Origin of the sequence: Tenacibaculum aestuariivivum (assembly GCF_964507685.1) — a bacterium.
GTDB lineage: Bacteria > Bacteroidota > Bacteroidia > Flavobacteriales > Flavobacteriaceae > Polaribacter > Polaribacter aestuariivivum.
Genome location: NZ_OZ208414.1, coordinates 1508091 through 1524059, shown reverse-complemented (window position 1 = coordinate 1524059; position 15969 = coordinate 1508091). Strand labels below are relative to the sequence as shown.

Sequence of the window (15969 nt, the reverse complement as noted above, 5' to 3'; positions counted from 1 at the left end):
TTAAAAAAGTAGTTTTTTAATTTATATCATCTCCTTTTATAATTAGATGCGACTAAACATTTATTATTTTTCCATTTTCCTTTTAAAGATTCTAGAGAAATAGGAGTATTATTGCAGGTTAAAAAAGTTCCATTAGTAGTTTTTTTAATTATTTTTAATTTACCTGTGTAAATGGCTTTTATAACTTTATGAATTAATGTTTTTTTTGAAGTTATATTTCTTTTTTTAGAAAGTGATACTCCTATTTTGTTATTAAATAAATCCATTGTAGAGGCTATTTTATCGGGTATAACCCCATCTTCTAACTTACGATTTTTATAGGTTTTATAGTTTTCTTTTTCATGTGCTTTTCCTAAAGAAATTGCTGCGTTTTTTCCTATTTCTTCATGTAAGCGAGCCATCCAAAAAGCATGTCGAAAGGCGTCAACTTGCCCACCTGAAGCATCACCATCTAATAATGGTAGCTTTTTAATAGAATCGGCTACTTGGTATGCCTCGGTTGAAATTTGTAATGCTTTTTTAGCTTTAAAAGGATGTAAAATTACCCATATTTTTTTGGGAGTTGAAAGGGTTTTAAACTTCTTCCAATTAGATTGTGAGAATGAAAAAAGGCTAATAAATAATAAACTAATATTTAAGTATTTTTTAATCAAAGCAATATTTTTTAGTTCAAATATAATGTTGTTTTATTTGTTTTCGGTATTTTTTATTAGGTGCGATTTTTAAGTTAAAAGCAAATAAAACCGTACAATTAAGTACGGTTTTATTTAGGCCTGTTATTATATTTAGGGGGATTAGCACTGGGGGGATGCTATTATTAATAACGTTACAAATATATATGGTTTTTTAGTATTAAAAGCTTTGTGTAGGTTAACAAAAGATATAACTTTTGTTAGCTCAGTTTAAACTCAATGCTTCATTTTTAATACTTTTTTTAAAAGTAATTTACAATCTTTTTTTATGCTTTAGTTTTCAGTGTTTTGTAATAAAGAAACATTTTTTTTAATATAAGTCTTAAAGTAAAATGTTTTATTTATTGTTTTTATAGTGTTATGTTTTCTTTTTATTTTAATTGTTACTTTTTTAATAGGTTCGCTTTTTATATAATATTTTAGTTATTGAAAGAAATAAAAAAAGCTTTCGTAAATAACGAAAGCTTTTTTAGAAATTGCAAAAATTTACTTATTCATAATTTGTTTATCAATCAAAACAAAAAGTGTTGTAGTTATACTTGAATCTATCAAGTTAAAAAAGTATTTCAAAAAGAACTAAAATATTTAGCCCTGATTGAAGCATTTGTTTGAGCTCCTTTTTTTTTCAAAAAAAGAGCGAGTGCGTAAAGCGGGAAGTAGCTCCAAATAAATTTTTTATAAGTAGAAATAATCATGTTATTTTCTGTGTCTTTTTGGAGTATTTTCACTGTTGTTATTAGCGGTTCTAGATGAATTACTAGAACGTTGTTTTTTAGGTTTTTTAGCTCCTTCAGCAGCGCCTCTATGGGTAGCGCCAACACCTTTTTTCTTTGTGCTTCCTGATTTTTTCTTTTGGGTAGCAGCTCTTTTAGGTCCCGCAGTATCGGTAGGCTCATAGCCTATAATAACTTCGGTTTTTAATTTTTGCTTTAATATTTTTTCTATTTCTTTTTGATATTCAGTTTCTTCGCTACAAACTAACGATAGTGCTTCTCCTTTTGCACCAGCTCTACCAGTTCTACCAATTCGGTGAACATAATCTTCAGGTACGTTTGGTAATTCAAAGTTTATAACATGTGGTAATAACGGAATATCAATACCACGGGCAGCAATATCAGTAGCTACTAATACTCTGTTGGTATTGTTTTTAAAATTGGCTAATGCCTTTGTTCGAGCACCCTGACTTTTATTTCCGTGAATTGCCGCAGCAGAAATACCTGCTTTAAGTAATTTTTCGGTTAATTTATTAGCCCCATGTTTTGTTCTTGTAAATATTAAAACTTGACTCCAGTTACCTTCTTTTATTAAATTGATAACAATTTCTGTTTTTTGTGCTTTATTAACGGAGTATGCTTTTTGCGAAACTTTATCAGCCGTTGAATTTTGTGGTGCTGCTTCTACAGAAATAGGATTGTTTAAAATTCCTTCAGCTAATTTTTTAATATCTTTTGAAAATGTTGCAGAAAACATCAAATTTTGACGTTTTACGGGCATAAAGCTAATAATTTTGTTAATATCTCTAACAAACCCCATGTCTAGCATTCTATCTGCCTCATCTAAAATAAGTACCTCAATTCTTTTAAACGATACTGCTTTTTGATCGTGTAAGTCTAATAATCTACCAGGAGTAGCTACTAATATATCAACACCTTGACGCAACGTTTTTATTTGGCTTGCGGCTTTTACCCCTCCAAAAACTACAGTCGATCGTATGTCTAAATACGTACTATATTCTCTTACATTATCGTAAACTTGTGCAGCAAGTTCTCTTGTAGGTGTTAACACCAATGCTCTTAATGGTCTATATTTAGGGTGTTTTGTGTCTGCTAATCGTTGTAAAACTGGCAATGTAAAACCAGCAGTTTTTCCGGTACCTGTTTGTGCTGATGCTAATACATCTTTACCTTCTAAAATTAAAGGTATTGCTTTTGCTTGAATAGGTGATGGAGTGTCGTATCCTTTTTCTTTGACAGCTTTTAATAAAGCGTCAGATAATCCTAAAGATTTAAATGTCATATATGTTATTTAAGAAATACTCTAAAATAAGCACTTCTATGAAGTTGCAAAGGTACTGCAATTTATTAACAAGGTGTTTTTTACTAATTTTAACTAACTTCTTGCGGTTAAAAAGCATTGAAATTTAAAAATATACAGCCAATTATTTAGGTAAAATAATTAGAAGCTATTTCCCGCTTTCGGCACTCGCTTCTTGCTAAAAAAAAGCAAGAGAGCTCAAACAATGCTTTAATCGGGGCTAGGCCTTTTAATACGTTTTTTTGTTGCTTTAAAGGTTTGTCATTCTTTTAAATAAAACAATACAATAAAACCTACTTATAGTAAGCCTTTATTTTTTTGAAGTTTAGTGTATATAACATCCTCTAAAAATTTAATAATTGATTTACCAATATTATGTTTCGTGTAAGTTTCTATTCCTTGTAAACCTGGAGCTGAATTTACTTCTATTAATAATGAACCTCTTTTAGAGCGAATTAAATCAACTCCTGCAACAGGCAAGTTTAAACAATGTGCCGCTTTTATAGCTATTGCTGTTTCTTGTTCAGATAAATCAATTTTAAAACCACGGCCTCCTTGATGAATGTTAGACCTAAAATCATTTTTAGCCCCCTTTCTTTTCATTGACGAAACAACGGTATTACCAACAACAAAAGCTCTTACATCTTCACTATTACTTTCATGTATAAATTCTTGCAACAAAATATTAGTATTTGTACTATAAAGAGTATCAATAATTGATTTTGCAGACTTATTACTGTCGGCCAAAATAACACCAGCACCATGCGTACCTTCTTGTAGCTTTATTATAATAGGTGCGCCACCTAATAAGGCTATTTGTTCATCAATATTTTCAGGACTTACCGAAAATAAAGTATCAGGAATAGGAATGTTTTTTTTGTTTACAATTTGTAAGGTAGTAGCCTTATTTTGCGATTGCAAAATTCCTAAATAACTAGCCGTACTATAAGTGCCATTAAGTTCAAACTCTTTAACAATAGCCGCTCCATGACGCGTAGCAGAAGCGCCAATTCTGGGTATAATTACATCAGGAATATTAATAATGTTTTTGCCCTTGTAAATTATTTCTGACTTTCCGTTTTTTAATTTTATAACACATTTTAAATGGTTAATTACGCTAACACTATGTCCGCGACGAGTAGCCTCTTTATACACTCTTTGAGTAGAATATATTTGATCGCTAACAGAAAGAATAAAAATAGTCATAATTTAAGGTATTCAGAGTGTACAAAGCTACTGTTTTTTTAAGTCAGTAAAATACTTTTAAAAATACAATTACTTATTAATAATAAAAAAATAACGTAATATTTAATACTAAATAACAAATACTTGAAGTAAAGTAAAATGAGTATTTTTGTACTTATAAATTCAATAAAATATACTTTGGGAATTATACGTGTAAACAACATTCGATTATTTACAAATCACGGATGTTTAGAAGAAGAAGCTAAAATAGGCTCAGAATATAGAGTAGATATAGAGGTAAAGGCTAATTTACAAAAATCAGCAAAAACAGATGAACTAGTTGATACTGTAGATTATGTTCACTTAAACCACATTGTAAAACAAGAAATGGCAATTCGCTCTAAATTATTAGAACACGTTGCAAAACGTATTTTAAATAGAGTATTTAAAGAAATACAACTTGTTGATGAAGCTGAAATTAGTGTTGCAAAAATTAATCCACCCATCGGTGGAAATGTAGCAGAAGTAGTAATTATTTTAAAAGAAGTACGTAAAAGTTAAAAAAAGCTTGCAATAAAAAATAAAAAGTGTAAATTTGCAGTCCTAATAAACAAAAGGTGTCTTGGCCGAGTGGCTAGGCAATGGTTTGCAAAACCATGTACAGCGGTTCGAATCCGCTAGACACCTCAAAAAAAGCGTATCTATTTTAGATACGCTTTTTTGTTTTCCTTAACAAAAAGTTTCACTAAAATTCTGCATCTTTGTAGTTATGCGAATTTATTCAATAGAAACAGGCAATTTTAAGTTAGACGGTGGTGCTATGTTTGGTGTAGTACCCAAAACAATTTGGCAAAAAACCAATCCGGCCGATGATAAAAACATGATTTCAATGAGCATGCGTTGTATGCTTATTGAAGATGGAGATCGATTAACTTTAATTGATACTGGAATTGGAAATAAACAATCAGATAAATTTTTCGGATACTATTACTTATACGGAGATTTTTCTTTAGACCTTTCATTAGCAAAACATGGTTTTCATAGAGATGATATTACCGATGTTTTTTTAACACATTTGCATTTTGATCATTGTGGAGGGGCAGTTCAGTGGAATAAAAATAAAACAGGCTACGAACCAGCGTTTAAAAACGCTCGTTTTTGGAGTAATCAACGTCATTGGGATTGGGCAATTAAGCCTAATGCACGAGAAAAAGGTTCTTTTTTACAAGAAAATATTTTACCCTTACAACAAAGCGGACAACTTAATTTTTTACATTTAAATGCTAAAGATTATGTAGGTTTTGAAGTGCTGTTTAAAGATGGTCATACAGAGAAACAAATGTTACCAAAAATTAAATACCAAGGTAAAACTGTTGTTTTTATGGCAGATTTGTTGCCAACTGTAGGTCACATACCCTTGCCTTATGTTATGGGTTATGACACCCGGCCGTTATTAACGCTAAAAGAAAAAGAAGTTTTTTTAAATGAGGCTGCAGACAATGAATTTTATTTATTTTTAGAGCACGATGCCCATAACGAATTAATTACCGTAAAACATACCGAAAAAGGTGTGCGTTTAAAAGAAAGTTATAATTTTACAGATATATTTAATTAAGATAGAGATTATGAGAGTTTTGAAGCCCGTATTTTACTCAGCAATTGCAATAACTACTTTAGTAGGTTGTTCGTCAATAAGTAAAACAACAGTACCTGCAGGAAGTAATACTGTGATTAATATTTCAGCAAAAAAAGCTGAACTAACAACGTATGAAAAAGATAATTGGCAACATTTAGATTTAGCTACAGATACCATTCCTGGAATGAGTGTGAATAAAGCATACAGTTTTTTAAAAGGTAAAAAAAGTAATACCGTTATAGTTGCAGTTGTAGATACAGGTACTGATTTTAAACATGAAGACTTGGTTGATGTTGCTTGGGTAAACACGAAAGAAATTTCAGGTAATGGAATTGATGATGATAAAAATGGGTATGTTGATGATATTCATGGCTGGAACTTTTTAGGAAAGTCATATAAAGAACATTTAGAGTACGAACGTATTTTAATGAATCCGTCAATTACTGACGCTGCTACTGTAGCTGAGGTAAAAGAACTTCAAAAAACAAAGGTTGAACAAGCTAAAAAAACAAAAGATCGTTATGGTAAGTTAGTTATAGCTTGTGGAGAGTCTCACAAGGCACTCGTAAAATATTTTGCAAAACCAAACTATACTAAAAATGAGGTTGCTGCTATTAATACTACTGATGAAGTGTTAACTAACGCAAAAGAACTTGCAACTAATATGCTAGGCTATTTTGCAGATTTTAAAGAAGCAAAAGAGTATTTTGAAAAAGGAATTATAAAGGCACAAGGTGTAATTGAAGGTAATAATTTAAAAACAGATTACCGTACTGTTGTAGGAGACAATCCTTACGATATTAATGATAAGCCTGGTTATGGAGATGCAAACACTGGGCATTCTGAAAAAAATGAGTATCATGGATCTCATGTAACCGGTATTATTGGAGCTACACGTAATAATAATAAAGGAATGGATGGTGTTGCAGATAATGTAAAAATGATGGCAGTACGTTCGGTATCTAATGGAGACGAGTATGATAAAGATGTTGCTTTAGGTATTCGTTATGCAGTAGATAATGGTGCAAAAATTATAAACACAAGTTTTGGTAAAGATTTTTCGCCAAATAAAGAATGGGTTTATGACGCTATTAAATACGCAGCTAAAAAAGATGTATTAATTGTAAATGCAGCCGGTAATGATGGTAAAAACATTGATATTGAAAAAACATTTCCAAATGATGCGCCAGATTTAGTCAATGAAATAGCTGATAATGTATTAACATTAGGCGCTATGAGTTCAAACTTTAATGAAAATTTACCTGCAAGTTTTTCTAACTATGGTAAAAAGAATGTTGATGTTTTTGCTCCTGGAGTTAAAGTTAATTCAACAACACCAGATAATAATTATAAAAGAGTTAGTGGAACTTCAATGGCAGCACCTTCTGCAGCAGGGGTAGCAGCATTAGTACGTTCATATTATCCGCAATTATCTGCTAGTCAGGTAAAACATATTTTAATGAACTCTGGTACTAAAATTAATTTTGAAGTTGTTAAGCCTGGTTCTCAAACTAGAGAAAATCCTGCAGGAAATTTAGTTCCTTTTGCTGATTTATCAGTTTCAGGACGTGTTGTAAATGCATATAATGCCGTTAAAATGGCAGACAGAATGGTGAACGGAAGAAAATAAAAAATAATACAGTTTAAAAAAGAGCATTATTTTGATGCTCTTTTTTTGTTTTAAAATTACCTATGCAACTAGCGTTTGATAAACAAAAGCAACAACTAACTATTAATGATGATGTGCCTACTAATTCGTGGTTAATTATCGTGTTAATGCTAGTTAATGCGCTTAATATGAGTGTTCAGTTATTTTACATGAGTTATGATAAAAATGAATTATTATTTGTTTTTATGATGCTTTTAGCAGCAGTATCTGCTATTGCTGTAATTTTTTACCTGTTAAAAAGATCTTGGAAAAAAACATATCAACTTACTAAAATAAAAGGTTTAGAAGTTAAAAAAACCTTTGGACGAGAACGTGTTTATTTAAAATTATTCAACGGAAAAAAAAGAAGTTTCTCAATTTTGAAAAATGAAAACGAGTTAAATAATTTAAAAAATACGCTTACAGCTATAGGTGTTAAATCAATTTAATATGAAAAAAATAATTTTAGGATTTTCATTATTGTCAATGATTTCTTGTGCCTCTACAAGCGCAATAAATAATAATGTAAAAAGTTCAATAAATAAAATAGTAAATACACCTATAAATCAAAATTATTGGCAACAACATGTAGATTATACGATGGATATTGATATAGACGTTAAAACATATCAGTATAAAGGAAATCAAAGGCTGGTGTATACTAATAACTCACCAGATGAATTAAATAAAGTGTTTTATCATTTATATTTCAATGCGTTTCAACCAAATTCTCAAATGGATGTGCGTTCAAGGAATATTAAAGATCCAGATGCAAGAGTGGGAGATAGAATTAGTAAATTATCGCCATCAGAAATTGGTTATATCAAAGTAAATTCTTTAAAACAAAACGGAACAATAGTAAAACACGAAACTGTTGGAACTATTTTAGAGGTTACTTTAAATAAAGCAATTGAGCCAGGAGAAAGCGTTACTTTTGATATGATTTTTGATGCACAAGTGCCAAATCAAATTCGTCGCTCTGGAAGAAATAATAAAGAAGGAGTGGCATTATCTATGGCACAATGGTACCCTAAAATGGCTGAATACGATTTTGAAGGTTGGCATACACCTCCGTATTTAGGACGTGAATTTCATGGTGTTTGGGGTAATTTTGATGTAACGCTTCATATTGATAAAAATTATACCGTTGGAGGAACTGGATATCTTCAAAATCCGCAGGAAGTAGGGCATGGATATGAAAATAAAAAAGATGCTTTAAAAATTCCTTCAGGACAAAAATTAACATGGAAATTTACAGCACCAAACGTACACGATTTTACTTGGGCAGCCGATCCTGAATATAAACACGATATCTTGACTATGGAAAATGGTATCGATTTGCACTTTTTATACAAAAAAACATTAGATAAAAAATATCTGAAAAATTGGAAAAAATTACAGCCTAAAACTGCTGAATTAATGACCTATTTTAGTGAAAATATTGGGCAATATCCATATAAACAATATTCCGTAATTCAAGGTGGTGATGGTGGAATGGAATACGCAATGAGTACTTTAATTACAGGAAAACGTAACTGGGGAAGCTTATTTGGTGTTACAGCGCATGAATTAGCGCATACTTGGTTTCAGTTTTTATTAGCATCTAATGAAACTAAACATTCTTGGATGGATGAAGGTTTTACAACCTATATTTCTAACAAAGCCGAAAATGTTATTTCTGGTAAAAATGATGAAAATCCACACGCTGGTTCTTACAGATATTATAATTATGTGGTAGAGAATAATTTAGAAGAATCTCTTTCTACACACGCCGACCGCTATCATACAAATATGGCATACGGAATGGGAAGTTATTCAAAAGGAAATATATTTTTAACACAGTTAGAATATATTATTGGTGAAGAAAATACCGCAAAGACATTAAAAAAGTATTTTACTGATTTTTCTTTTAAACATCCAACGCCAAACGATATCAAAAGAACGGCTGAGAAAGTTTCAGGAATTCAATTAGATTGGTTTTTAAATGAATGGACGCAAACTACACATACTATAGATTACGGTGTAAAAGCAGTAAGCGGAAAAGAAATTACTTTAGAAAGAATTGGAAGAATGCCAATGCCTATTGATGTTGAGGTAGTATATACCGATGGTTCAAAAGAATTATTTAACATTCCTTTACAAATGATGCGTGGTGAAAAACCAACCAAGGCAACTATTATCAAAGATTGGACATTTGCACATCCAACCTATAGTTTTACTGCCTCTAAAACAGTGGAATCAGTACAAATTGACCCATCAAAATTAATGGCAGATATTAATTTAGAAAATAATTCTTACGGTAAATAAAAAAGGCAAACAAAATAATTTTAAGAAAAGCGAAAATTCTATATAGAATTTTCGCTTTTCTATTTTTATGATAAAATTTTCTTCAACAATTTTCCGTAATTTTGTAATTCAATTTCAACAGAAGATGTCAGAAGAAAAAAAATCATTGAATTTTTTAGAACAAATTATTGAAGAGGATTTAGCAAACGGAATGCCTAAAGAAAATTTACGTTTTCGTTTTCCTCCAGAACCTAATGGATATTTACATATCGGACATACAAAAGCTATCGGAATTAGTTTCGGTTTAGGGCAGAAATATAATGCTCCTGTAAACTTGCGTTTTGACGATACAAATCCTGCCAAAGAAGAGCAAGAATATGTAGATGCCATTAAAAAAGATGTTACTTGGTTAGGGTATAAATGGGATAAGGAATTATATTCTTCTGATTATTTTCAACAATTATACGATTGGGCTGTTTTATTGATAAAAGACGGAAAAGCCTATGTCGATAGTCAATCTTCTGAAGAAATGCGTATTCAAAAAGGTACACCAACATCTGTAGGAACCAATAGTCCTTTTAGAAATAGAAGTGTTGAAGAAAACTTAAACTTGTTTAGTAGAATGAAAGCAGGTGAGTTTGAAGAAGGAACTTACGTTTTACGAGCAAAAATTGATATGGCATCGCCAAACATGTTATTACGTGATCCTTTAATGTATCGTATATTAAAGAAAACACATCACCGTACAGGAAATGATTGGGTTATTTACCCGATGTATGATTGGACACATGGAGAAAGTGATTATTTAGAGCAAATATCACACTCATTATGTTCGTTAGAGTTTAAACCTCATAGAGAATTATATAACTGGTTTCGTGACAATGTGTACGAATATAGTAAATCAGAATTTCCAAATGCACCAAAACAACGCGAGTTTTCTCGTTTAAACTTAAGCTATACTATTATGAGTAAGCGAAAGTTATTAACTTTGGTAGAAAATGGAATTGTAAACGGATGGGATGACCCTAGAATGCCAACAATTTCTGGATTAAGAAGGCGTGGTTATACACCAGCTTCAATTCGTAATTTTATTGAAACTGTAGGGGTTTCTAAAAGAGAAAATATTATTGATGTTTCTTTATTAGAATTCAAAATCCGTGAAGATTTAAATAAAACGGCTAATAGAGTTATGGGGGTTTTAGACCCTGTAAAAGTAATTATTGATAATTATCCGGAAGATAAAGAAGAAATCCTTATCACTGAAAATAATCCAGAAGATGAAAATTCAGGAACAAGAATTATTCCTTTTTCAAGAGAAATTTATATAGAACGCGAAGATTTTAGAGAAGAAGCAAATAAAAAATTTTTCCGATTAAAATTAGGAAAAGAAGTACGTTTAAAAAGTGCTTATTTTATAACAGCAACTAGTTGTGAAAAAGATGAAAATGGCAAAATAACAGTAATTCACTGTACATATGATCCATTAACAAAATCAGGTAGTAATACCGAAGAAAGCAAGCGTAAAGTAAAAGGAACTTTACACTGGGTTTCTGTAAAACATGCTGTAAAAGCTGAAGTTAGAGCTTATGATAGATTGTTTTTACATGAGGCACCAGATGCACATAAAGATAAAGATTTTATGGAATTTGTAAACCCTAATTCTTTAGAAAAAATTACAGCTTTTGTAGAGCCAAGTTTACAAACAGCAAAAATTGGTGAGCAATTTCAGTTTCAACGTTTAGGGTATTTTAATGTTGATGATGATTCTACTGCAGAAAATTTAGTATTTAATAAAACCGTTGGATTAAGAGATAATTGGGCAAAAGTAAATTAAAACTACATATTTTTATTTTAACTTCAACACCTTATAATTTACTGAATTATAAGGTGTTTTTTTATGCTAAAAATCCATTTTCCATTTTCGCTAGAATATGTATCTTTACTGATTAAGAAAAGTTGTGGTAAAAAATACCTGGCTGAAAATCAATAATAAAAAAGTGTTTTTTGATACTGGGGTTATTCAGGTTTAAAAAACACTTCTAAAATATACTATTTTATGAGTTGTAACAGTTGTTCAACGAGCAAAGACGGAGTACCAAATGGATGTAAAAGCAATGGAAATTGTGCTAGTGGTACTTGTGGAAGTGGCAATAAATTGGCAGTTTTTGACTGGTTATCAAATATGACTTTGCCTACAGGCGAAGCACCTTTTAATATTTATGAAGTTCGATTTAAAAACGGACGAAAACATTTTTTTAAGAATACCGAAAAATTAACCATTTCTATGGGTGATGTGGTAGCAGTTGAAGGATTATCTGGTCATGATATTGGTATTGTGTCTTTAGCAGGAGAACTTGTAAAAGTTCAAATGAAAAAACGTAAAGTTACTGCTGATAGTGAAGATGTAAAGAAAATTTACAGAAAAGCATCTCAAAAAGATATTGATATATGGCATGCTGCCAGAGATAGAGAGCAGGAAACACAACGAAAAGGACGGGAAATAATTAGTCGTTTAGCATTAAAAATGAAACTTTCAGATGTAGAGTATCAAGGAGATGGCACAAAAGCTACTTTTTATTATACAGCAGATGAACGTGTTGATTTTCGTCAGTTAATTAGAGATTTAGCAGGTACTTTTTCAATTCGTGTAGAAATGAGACAGGTAGGTATGCGTCAAGAAGCAGCACGTTTAGGAGGTGTTGGTTCATGTGGTAGAGAGCTATGTTGTTCTACCTGGTTAACTGATTTTAGAAAAGTAAACACGGCAGCAGCTAGGTATCAGCAATTATCGCTAAATCCTTTAAAATTAGCAGGTCAATGTGGTAAATTAAAATGCTGTTTAAATTTTGAGCTAGACACTTATTTAGATGCATTACAAAGCTTTCCGAAGCAAGATAAAATACTTAAAACAGAAAAAGGAGACGCTATTTTTGTTAAGATGGATATCTTTAAAAAAATGCTTTGGTATACTTATAAAGAAGAAAGTTTTAAGTGGTTTAGGTTATCGTTAGAACAAGTTCAAGAAATTATTGAATTGAACAAAAACGATGAACTTGCTTTACCGTTAGAGGAGTACGAATTAGAAATAACTATTGAGCCTACTGTTGATTTTGAAAATGTTGTAGGTCAAGATAGTTTAACTCGTTTTGATACTCCTAAAAAATCTCGTAATAACGCTAGAAGAAAATCAAGAAAGACGGTTAATAAAAAAGAAACTAGTCAACCTGTTAAACAGCAACCAAACAAAAGACCTCAAAGAACTGTTACAGCAAAGAAAGAAATTGGTCAACCTAATAAAAGACCTCAAAGAGTACCTGCTACAAGGAAAGAAGGAGAACATTCTGTTAAAAAACAACCTAATAAAAGACCTCAAAGAGTACCTGCGGCAAGGAAAGAAGGAGAACATTCTGTTAAACAGCAACCAAACAAAAGACCTCAAAGAACTGTCACAGCAAAGAAAGAAATTATAGGTGAGCCGACTAAACAACAACCTAATAAAAAAAATCAAAGAGTACCTGTTACAAGGAAAGAAGTAGGTCAACCAAATAAAAGAGTTCTAGGAAAACTACCAAAGGAAGCAGTAAATAAAAAAGTAGCTACAAGTAAACCTAAATCAGCTGAACAAAATGAGAAACCTGTTTCGGGAGAACAAAAAAATAAAAACTCAAATCAAAGAAGAAAAAAACCAAGCGATAAAAACGATAGAAACAATGAAAAAGAGTAGTATCTTTTTACTCATTCTTTTTACAATCATATCTTGTGATTCTAAGAGGGTTTATGATTCATACCTTACCTTACCAGAAAGTTCTTGGAATAAGAAAAATGAAGTGGTATTTAATTTTCAAGTTAAAGATTCAATAAACAAAAAAAACCTGTTTATAAATCTTAGAAACAATGAAGATTATAATTATAGTAATTTGTTTTTAATAACTCAAATGAGTTTTCCTGATGGAAATGTAATTATTGATACTTTAGAGTATGATATGACTGATGTAACAGGTAAATTTTTAGGAAAAGGAATAGCGAGTATTAAAGAAAATAAGCTATTTTATAAAGAAAATATAATATTTCCAAATATAGGAGAGTATAAATTTAAAGTAAAACAAGCCATGAGAAAAAATGGTGAAATAGAAGGTATAGAAGAGCTTGTGGGTATCTCTCAAGTAGGATTTAGAATTGAAAAATTACAATAATGACAGAAAATAAAACGACTAATTACAGTACATATATCAAATGGTTTTGGGGTATACTATTAGGTGGTTTCCTTTTTGTGAGCTTATTATTTTTATTAGCATCTTGGGGTATTTTTGGAACCTTACCGTCTTTTGAAGAATTAGAAAATCCTAAAAGTGATTTAGCTACAGAGGTTATTTCTTCAGATGGAAAAACATTAGGAAAATATTATGTAAAAGCTAATAGAACACCAATTCAATATAAAGATTTACCACAAAATTTAATCAAAGCATTAGTAGCCACTGAAGATGAACGTTTTTACGAACATTCAGGTATTGATTTTAGAGGAACAGCCCGAGCAGTTGCTAATTTAGGAAGAAAAGGAGGAGCTAGTACTATTACCCAACAATTGGCTAAAAATTTATTTAATAAAGGAGGTGCTAGTAATATTTTTAAACGTTTATCTCAAAAATTAAAAGAATGGGTGGTTGCTATAAAGTTAGAGCGCCAATACACTAAGGAAGAAATTGTAACCATGTATTTAAATACACAAGGCTTTCTTTTTAATGCAACAGGTATTCGTTCAGCAACACGTATTTATTTTGGTAAAGAACCTAAAGAATTAGATATACAAGAAGCTGCTATTTTAGTAGCTATGTTAAAAAATCCACGACAATATAATCCGCATAGAGAGCGTTCAAAAAATAAATCTCTACAACGTAGAAATGTAGTGTTTGCTCAAATGGCAAAAAATGATATTATAACACTACAAGAAAAAGATTCATTACAAAAATTACCTTTAAAAATAAACTTTACACCAGAAAGTCATAGTGATGGTTTAGCAACCTATTTTAGAGAAAATTTAAAGCAGCGATTAAAAATTTGGGCAAAAGAAAACCCTAAAGCAAATGGAGAGTATTATAATATTTATAAAGATGGTTTAAAAGTATACGTTACTATTGATTCACGTATGCAAAAATATGCAGAAGAAGCAACGACTGAACATATGTCAAATTTACAATCATTTTTTTTTAAAGAACAGCAGAAAAATAAAAATGCTCCTTTTTATGATTTAGACAAATCTCAAATTTTAAATATCTTAAGAAGAGGAAAACAAAGTTCTACACGTTATAAGCGTTTAAAAGCATTAGGAAAAAGTGAAAAAGAAATAGAAAAATCTTTTAATACAGATACAGAGATGCGTGTTTTTTCGTGGAAAGGAGAACGTGATACAATAATGACACCATACGACTCTATTCGTTATTATAAACATTTTTTACGCTCTGGTTTAGTATCTATTGAGCCACAAACAGGTCATATAAAAGCATGGGTTGGTGGAATTAGTCATAAATATTTTAAATATGATGCCGTAGAACAACAAAAACGTCAAGTAGGTTCTACCTTTAAGCCTTTTGTTTATGCAACAGCAATTAACCAGTTAAAAATGTCACCTTGTGATAAATTGCCAAATATATTATACACTATTCCAAAGGAAAAATATGGAATGCCTAAGGATTGGACACCTGAAAATGCTAGTAATAAATATGGTGGTGAATTAACTTTAAAAGCCGCATTAGCAAAATCTGTAAATGTGATAACAGCTCAGTTAATTGATAAAGTATCACCAATAAATGTTGCACGTTTAGCTGAATCAGCAGGCATAAAATCAACAATTGATGCAAATCCATCTATTGCTTTAGGGGCAGTTGATTTATCATTAATTGAAATGGTTAGTGCCTATTCAACCTTTGCTAATAAAGGGTTACGTGTTAGTCCAATGATGATTACTCGAATAGAAGACAAAAATGGAACTGTTTTACAAGAGTTTGTGCCAGAAACTAAAGAGGTTTTAAGTGAAGAATCTGCCTATGTGGTGTTAGATTTATTAAAAGGGGTTACACAATCTGGTTCAGGAGCTAGGTTGCGTTCAGGATGGACTAGTAGAAAAGATGCAAATACTGGTTTTCCGTATCAATTTACTAACCCAATAGCAGGAAAAACAGGAACTACACAAAATCAATCAGATGGTTGGTTTATGGGAGTTGTACCAAATTTAGCAACAGGTGTTTGGACTGGAGGTGAAGATAGGGCAACACATTTTGCAGGAATAGGTTTAGGACAAGGAGCAACTATGGCTTTACCTATATGGGGGCTGTTTATGCAAAAATGTTATGCTGATAAAAGTTTAAACATAAGTAAAGTTGATTTTGATAAACCATCAGAAGAGCTGTCTATTACAATAAATTGTAATGAAGTAAAAAAGGAACAGGATAAAGCAAATGATACAGAAGAAGAGGAAACCGATTTTTAAATAT

12 protein-coding genes and 1 tRNA gene are annotated in these 15969 nt (G+C 31.0%); 10 read left to right on the top strand and 3 right to left on the bottom strand.

The window, feature by feature from the left end:
* Window positions 1-26: 26 nt before the first annotated feature.
* The 3 genes from ACN5J4_RS06740 to ACN5J4_RS06730 form a co-directional block, all read right to left on the bottom strand.
* Entirely contained in the window at window positions 27-653 is a 627-nt protein-coding gene (locus ACN5J4_RS06740; RefSeq protein WP_418649248.1) for a DUF6973 domain-containing protein, read from the bottom strand.
* Window positions 654-1388: 735 nt separating this feature from the next.
* Window positions 1389-2708 (bottom strand): DEAD/DEAH box helicase, encoded by a 1320-nt coding sequence (locus tag ACN5J4_RS06735; RefSeq protein ID WP_418649247.1) that lies wholly within the window; start codon window positions 2706-2708, stop codon window positions 1389-1391.
* 315 nt (window positions 2709-3023) lie between these two features.
* Complete coding sequence (locus ACN5J4_RS06730) at window positions 3024-3932, bottom strand: RimK family alpha-L-glutamate ligase (protein WP_418649246.1); 909 nt, start codon at window positions 3930-3932, stop codon at window positions 3024-3026.
* 177 nt (window positions 3933-4109) lie between these two features.
* On the opposite strand from ACN5J4_RS06730, the gene folB reads away from it, so the two are divergent.
* The 10 genes from folB (at window position 4110) to ACN5J4_RS06680 (ending at window position 15965) form a co-directional block, all read left to right on the top strand.
* Window positions 4110-4472: a dihydroneopterin aldolase gene (gene folB, locus ACN5J4_RS06725; RefSeq protein ID WP_418651146.1), complete on the top strand. Its 363-nt coding sequence runs from the start codon at window positions 4110-4112 to the stop codon at window positions 4470-4472.
* Window positions 4473-4527: 55 nt separating this feature from the next.
* Window positions 4528-4598, top strand: a tRNA-Cys gene (locus ACN5J4_RS06720).
* 82 nt (window positions 4599-4680) lie between these two features.
* Window positions 4681-5526, top strand: coding sequence for an MBL fold metallo-hydrolase (locus ACN5J4_RS06715; protein ID WP_418649245.1), 846 nt, complete (start codon window positions 4681-4683; stop codon window positions 5524-5526).
* A 10-nt stretch (window positions 5527-5536) separates the two neighbouring features.
* Window positions 5537-7177, top strand: a complete 1641-nt coding sequence (locus ACN5J4_RS06710; protein ID WP_418649244.1) for a S8 family serine peptidase — start codon at window positions 5537-5539, stop codon at window positions 7175-7177.
* 62 nt (window positions 7178-7239) lie between these two features.
* On the top strand, window positions 7240-7644 hold the full coding sequence (locus ACN5J4_RS06705) for a hypothetical protein (protein ID WP_418649243.1): 405 nt from the start codon (window positions 7240-7242) through the stop codon (window positions 7642-7644).
* Window position 7645: 1 nt separating this feature from the next.
* Complete coding sequence (locus tag ACN5J4_RS06700; RefSeq protein ID WP_418649242.1) at window positions 7646-9502, top strand: M1 family metallopeptidase; 1857 nt, start codon at window positions 7646-7648, stop codon at window positions 9500-9502.
* A 124-nt stretch (window positions 9503-9626) separates the two neighbouring features.
* A complete protein-coding gene (locus tag ACN5J4_RS06695; RefSeq protein ID WP_418649241.1) occupies window positions 9627-11315 on the top strand; it encodes a glutamine--tRNA ligase/YqeY domain fusion protein in 1689 nt (562 codons plus the stop codon).
* A 222-nt stretch (window positions 11316-11537) separates the two neighbouring features.
* Window positions 11538-13205: a regulatory iron-sulfur-containing complex subunit RicT gene (gene ricT / locus ACN5J4_RS06690; protein WP_418649240.1), complete on the top strand. Its 1668-nt coding sequence runs from the start codon at window positions 11538-11540 to the stop codon at window positions 13203-13205.
* Entirely contained in the window at window positions 13192-13674 is a 483-nt protein-coding gene (locus ACN5J4_RS06685; RefSeq protein ID WP_418649239.1) for a gliding motility lipoprotein GldH, read from the top strand. Before ricT ends, ACN5J4_RS06685 begins: the two co-directional genes overlap by 14 nt.
* Window positions 13674-15965 carry a transglycosylase domain-containing protein gene (locus ACN5J4_RS06680; protein WP_418649238.1) on the top strand — a complete coding sequence of 764 codons (2292 nt, stop codon included), beginning with the start codon at window positions 13674-13676 and terminating at the stop codon, window positions 15963-15965. Before ACN5J4_RS06685 ends, ACN5J4_RS06680 begins: the two co-directional genes overlap by 1 nt.
* Window positions 15966-15969 lie beyond the last annotated feature (4 nt).

Coding starts and splice junctions, on each gene's coding strand:
- ricT (WP_418649240.1), top strand. CDS start 11,538: ATGAGTTGTAACAGTTGTTCAACGAGCAAAGACGGAGTACCAAATGGA.
- ACN5J4_RS06685 (WP_418649239.1), top strand. CDS start 13,192: ATGAAAAAGAGTAGTATCTTTTTACTCATTCTTTTTACAATCATATCT.
- ACN5J4_RS06710 (WP_418649244.1), top strand. CDS start 5,537: ATGAGAGTTTTGAAGCCCGTATTTTACTCAGCAATTGCAATAACTACT.
- ACN5J4_RS06715 (WP_418649245.1), top strand. CDS start 4,681: ATGCGAATTTATTCAATAGAAACAGGCAATTTTAAGTTAGACGGTGGT.
- ACN5J4_RS06700 (WP_418649242.1), top strand. CDS start 7,646: ATGAAAAAAATAATTTTAGGATTTTCATTATTGTCAATGATTTCTTGT.
- ACN5J4_RS06705 (WP_418649243.1), top strand. CDS start 7,240: ATGCAACTAGCGTTTGATAAACAAAAGCAACAACTAACTATTAATGAT.
- ACN5J4_RS06695 (WP_418649241.1), top strand. CDS start 9,627: ATGTCAGAAGAAAAAAAATCATTGAATTTTTTAGAACAAATTATTGAA.
- ACN5J4_RS06730 (WP_418649246.1), bottom strand. CDS start 3,932: ATGACTATTTTTATTCTTTCTGTTAGCGATCAAATATATTCTACTCAA.
- ACN5J4_RS06735 (WP_418649247.1), bottom strand. CDS start 2,708: ATGACATTTAAATCTTTAGGATTATCTGACGCTTTATTAAAAGCTGTC.
- ACN5J4_RS06680 (WP_418649238.1), top strand. CDS start 13,674: ATGACAGAAAATAAAACGACTAATTACAGTACATATATCAAATGGTTT.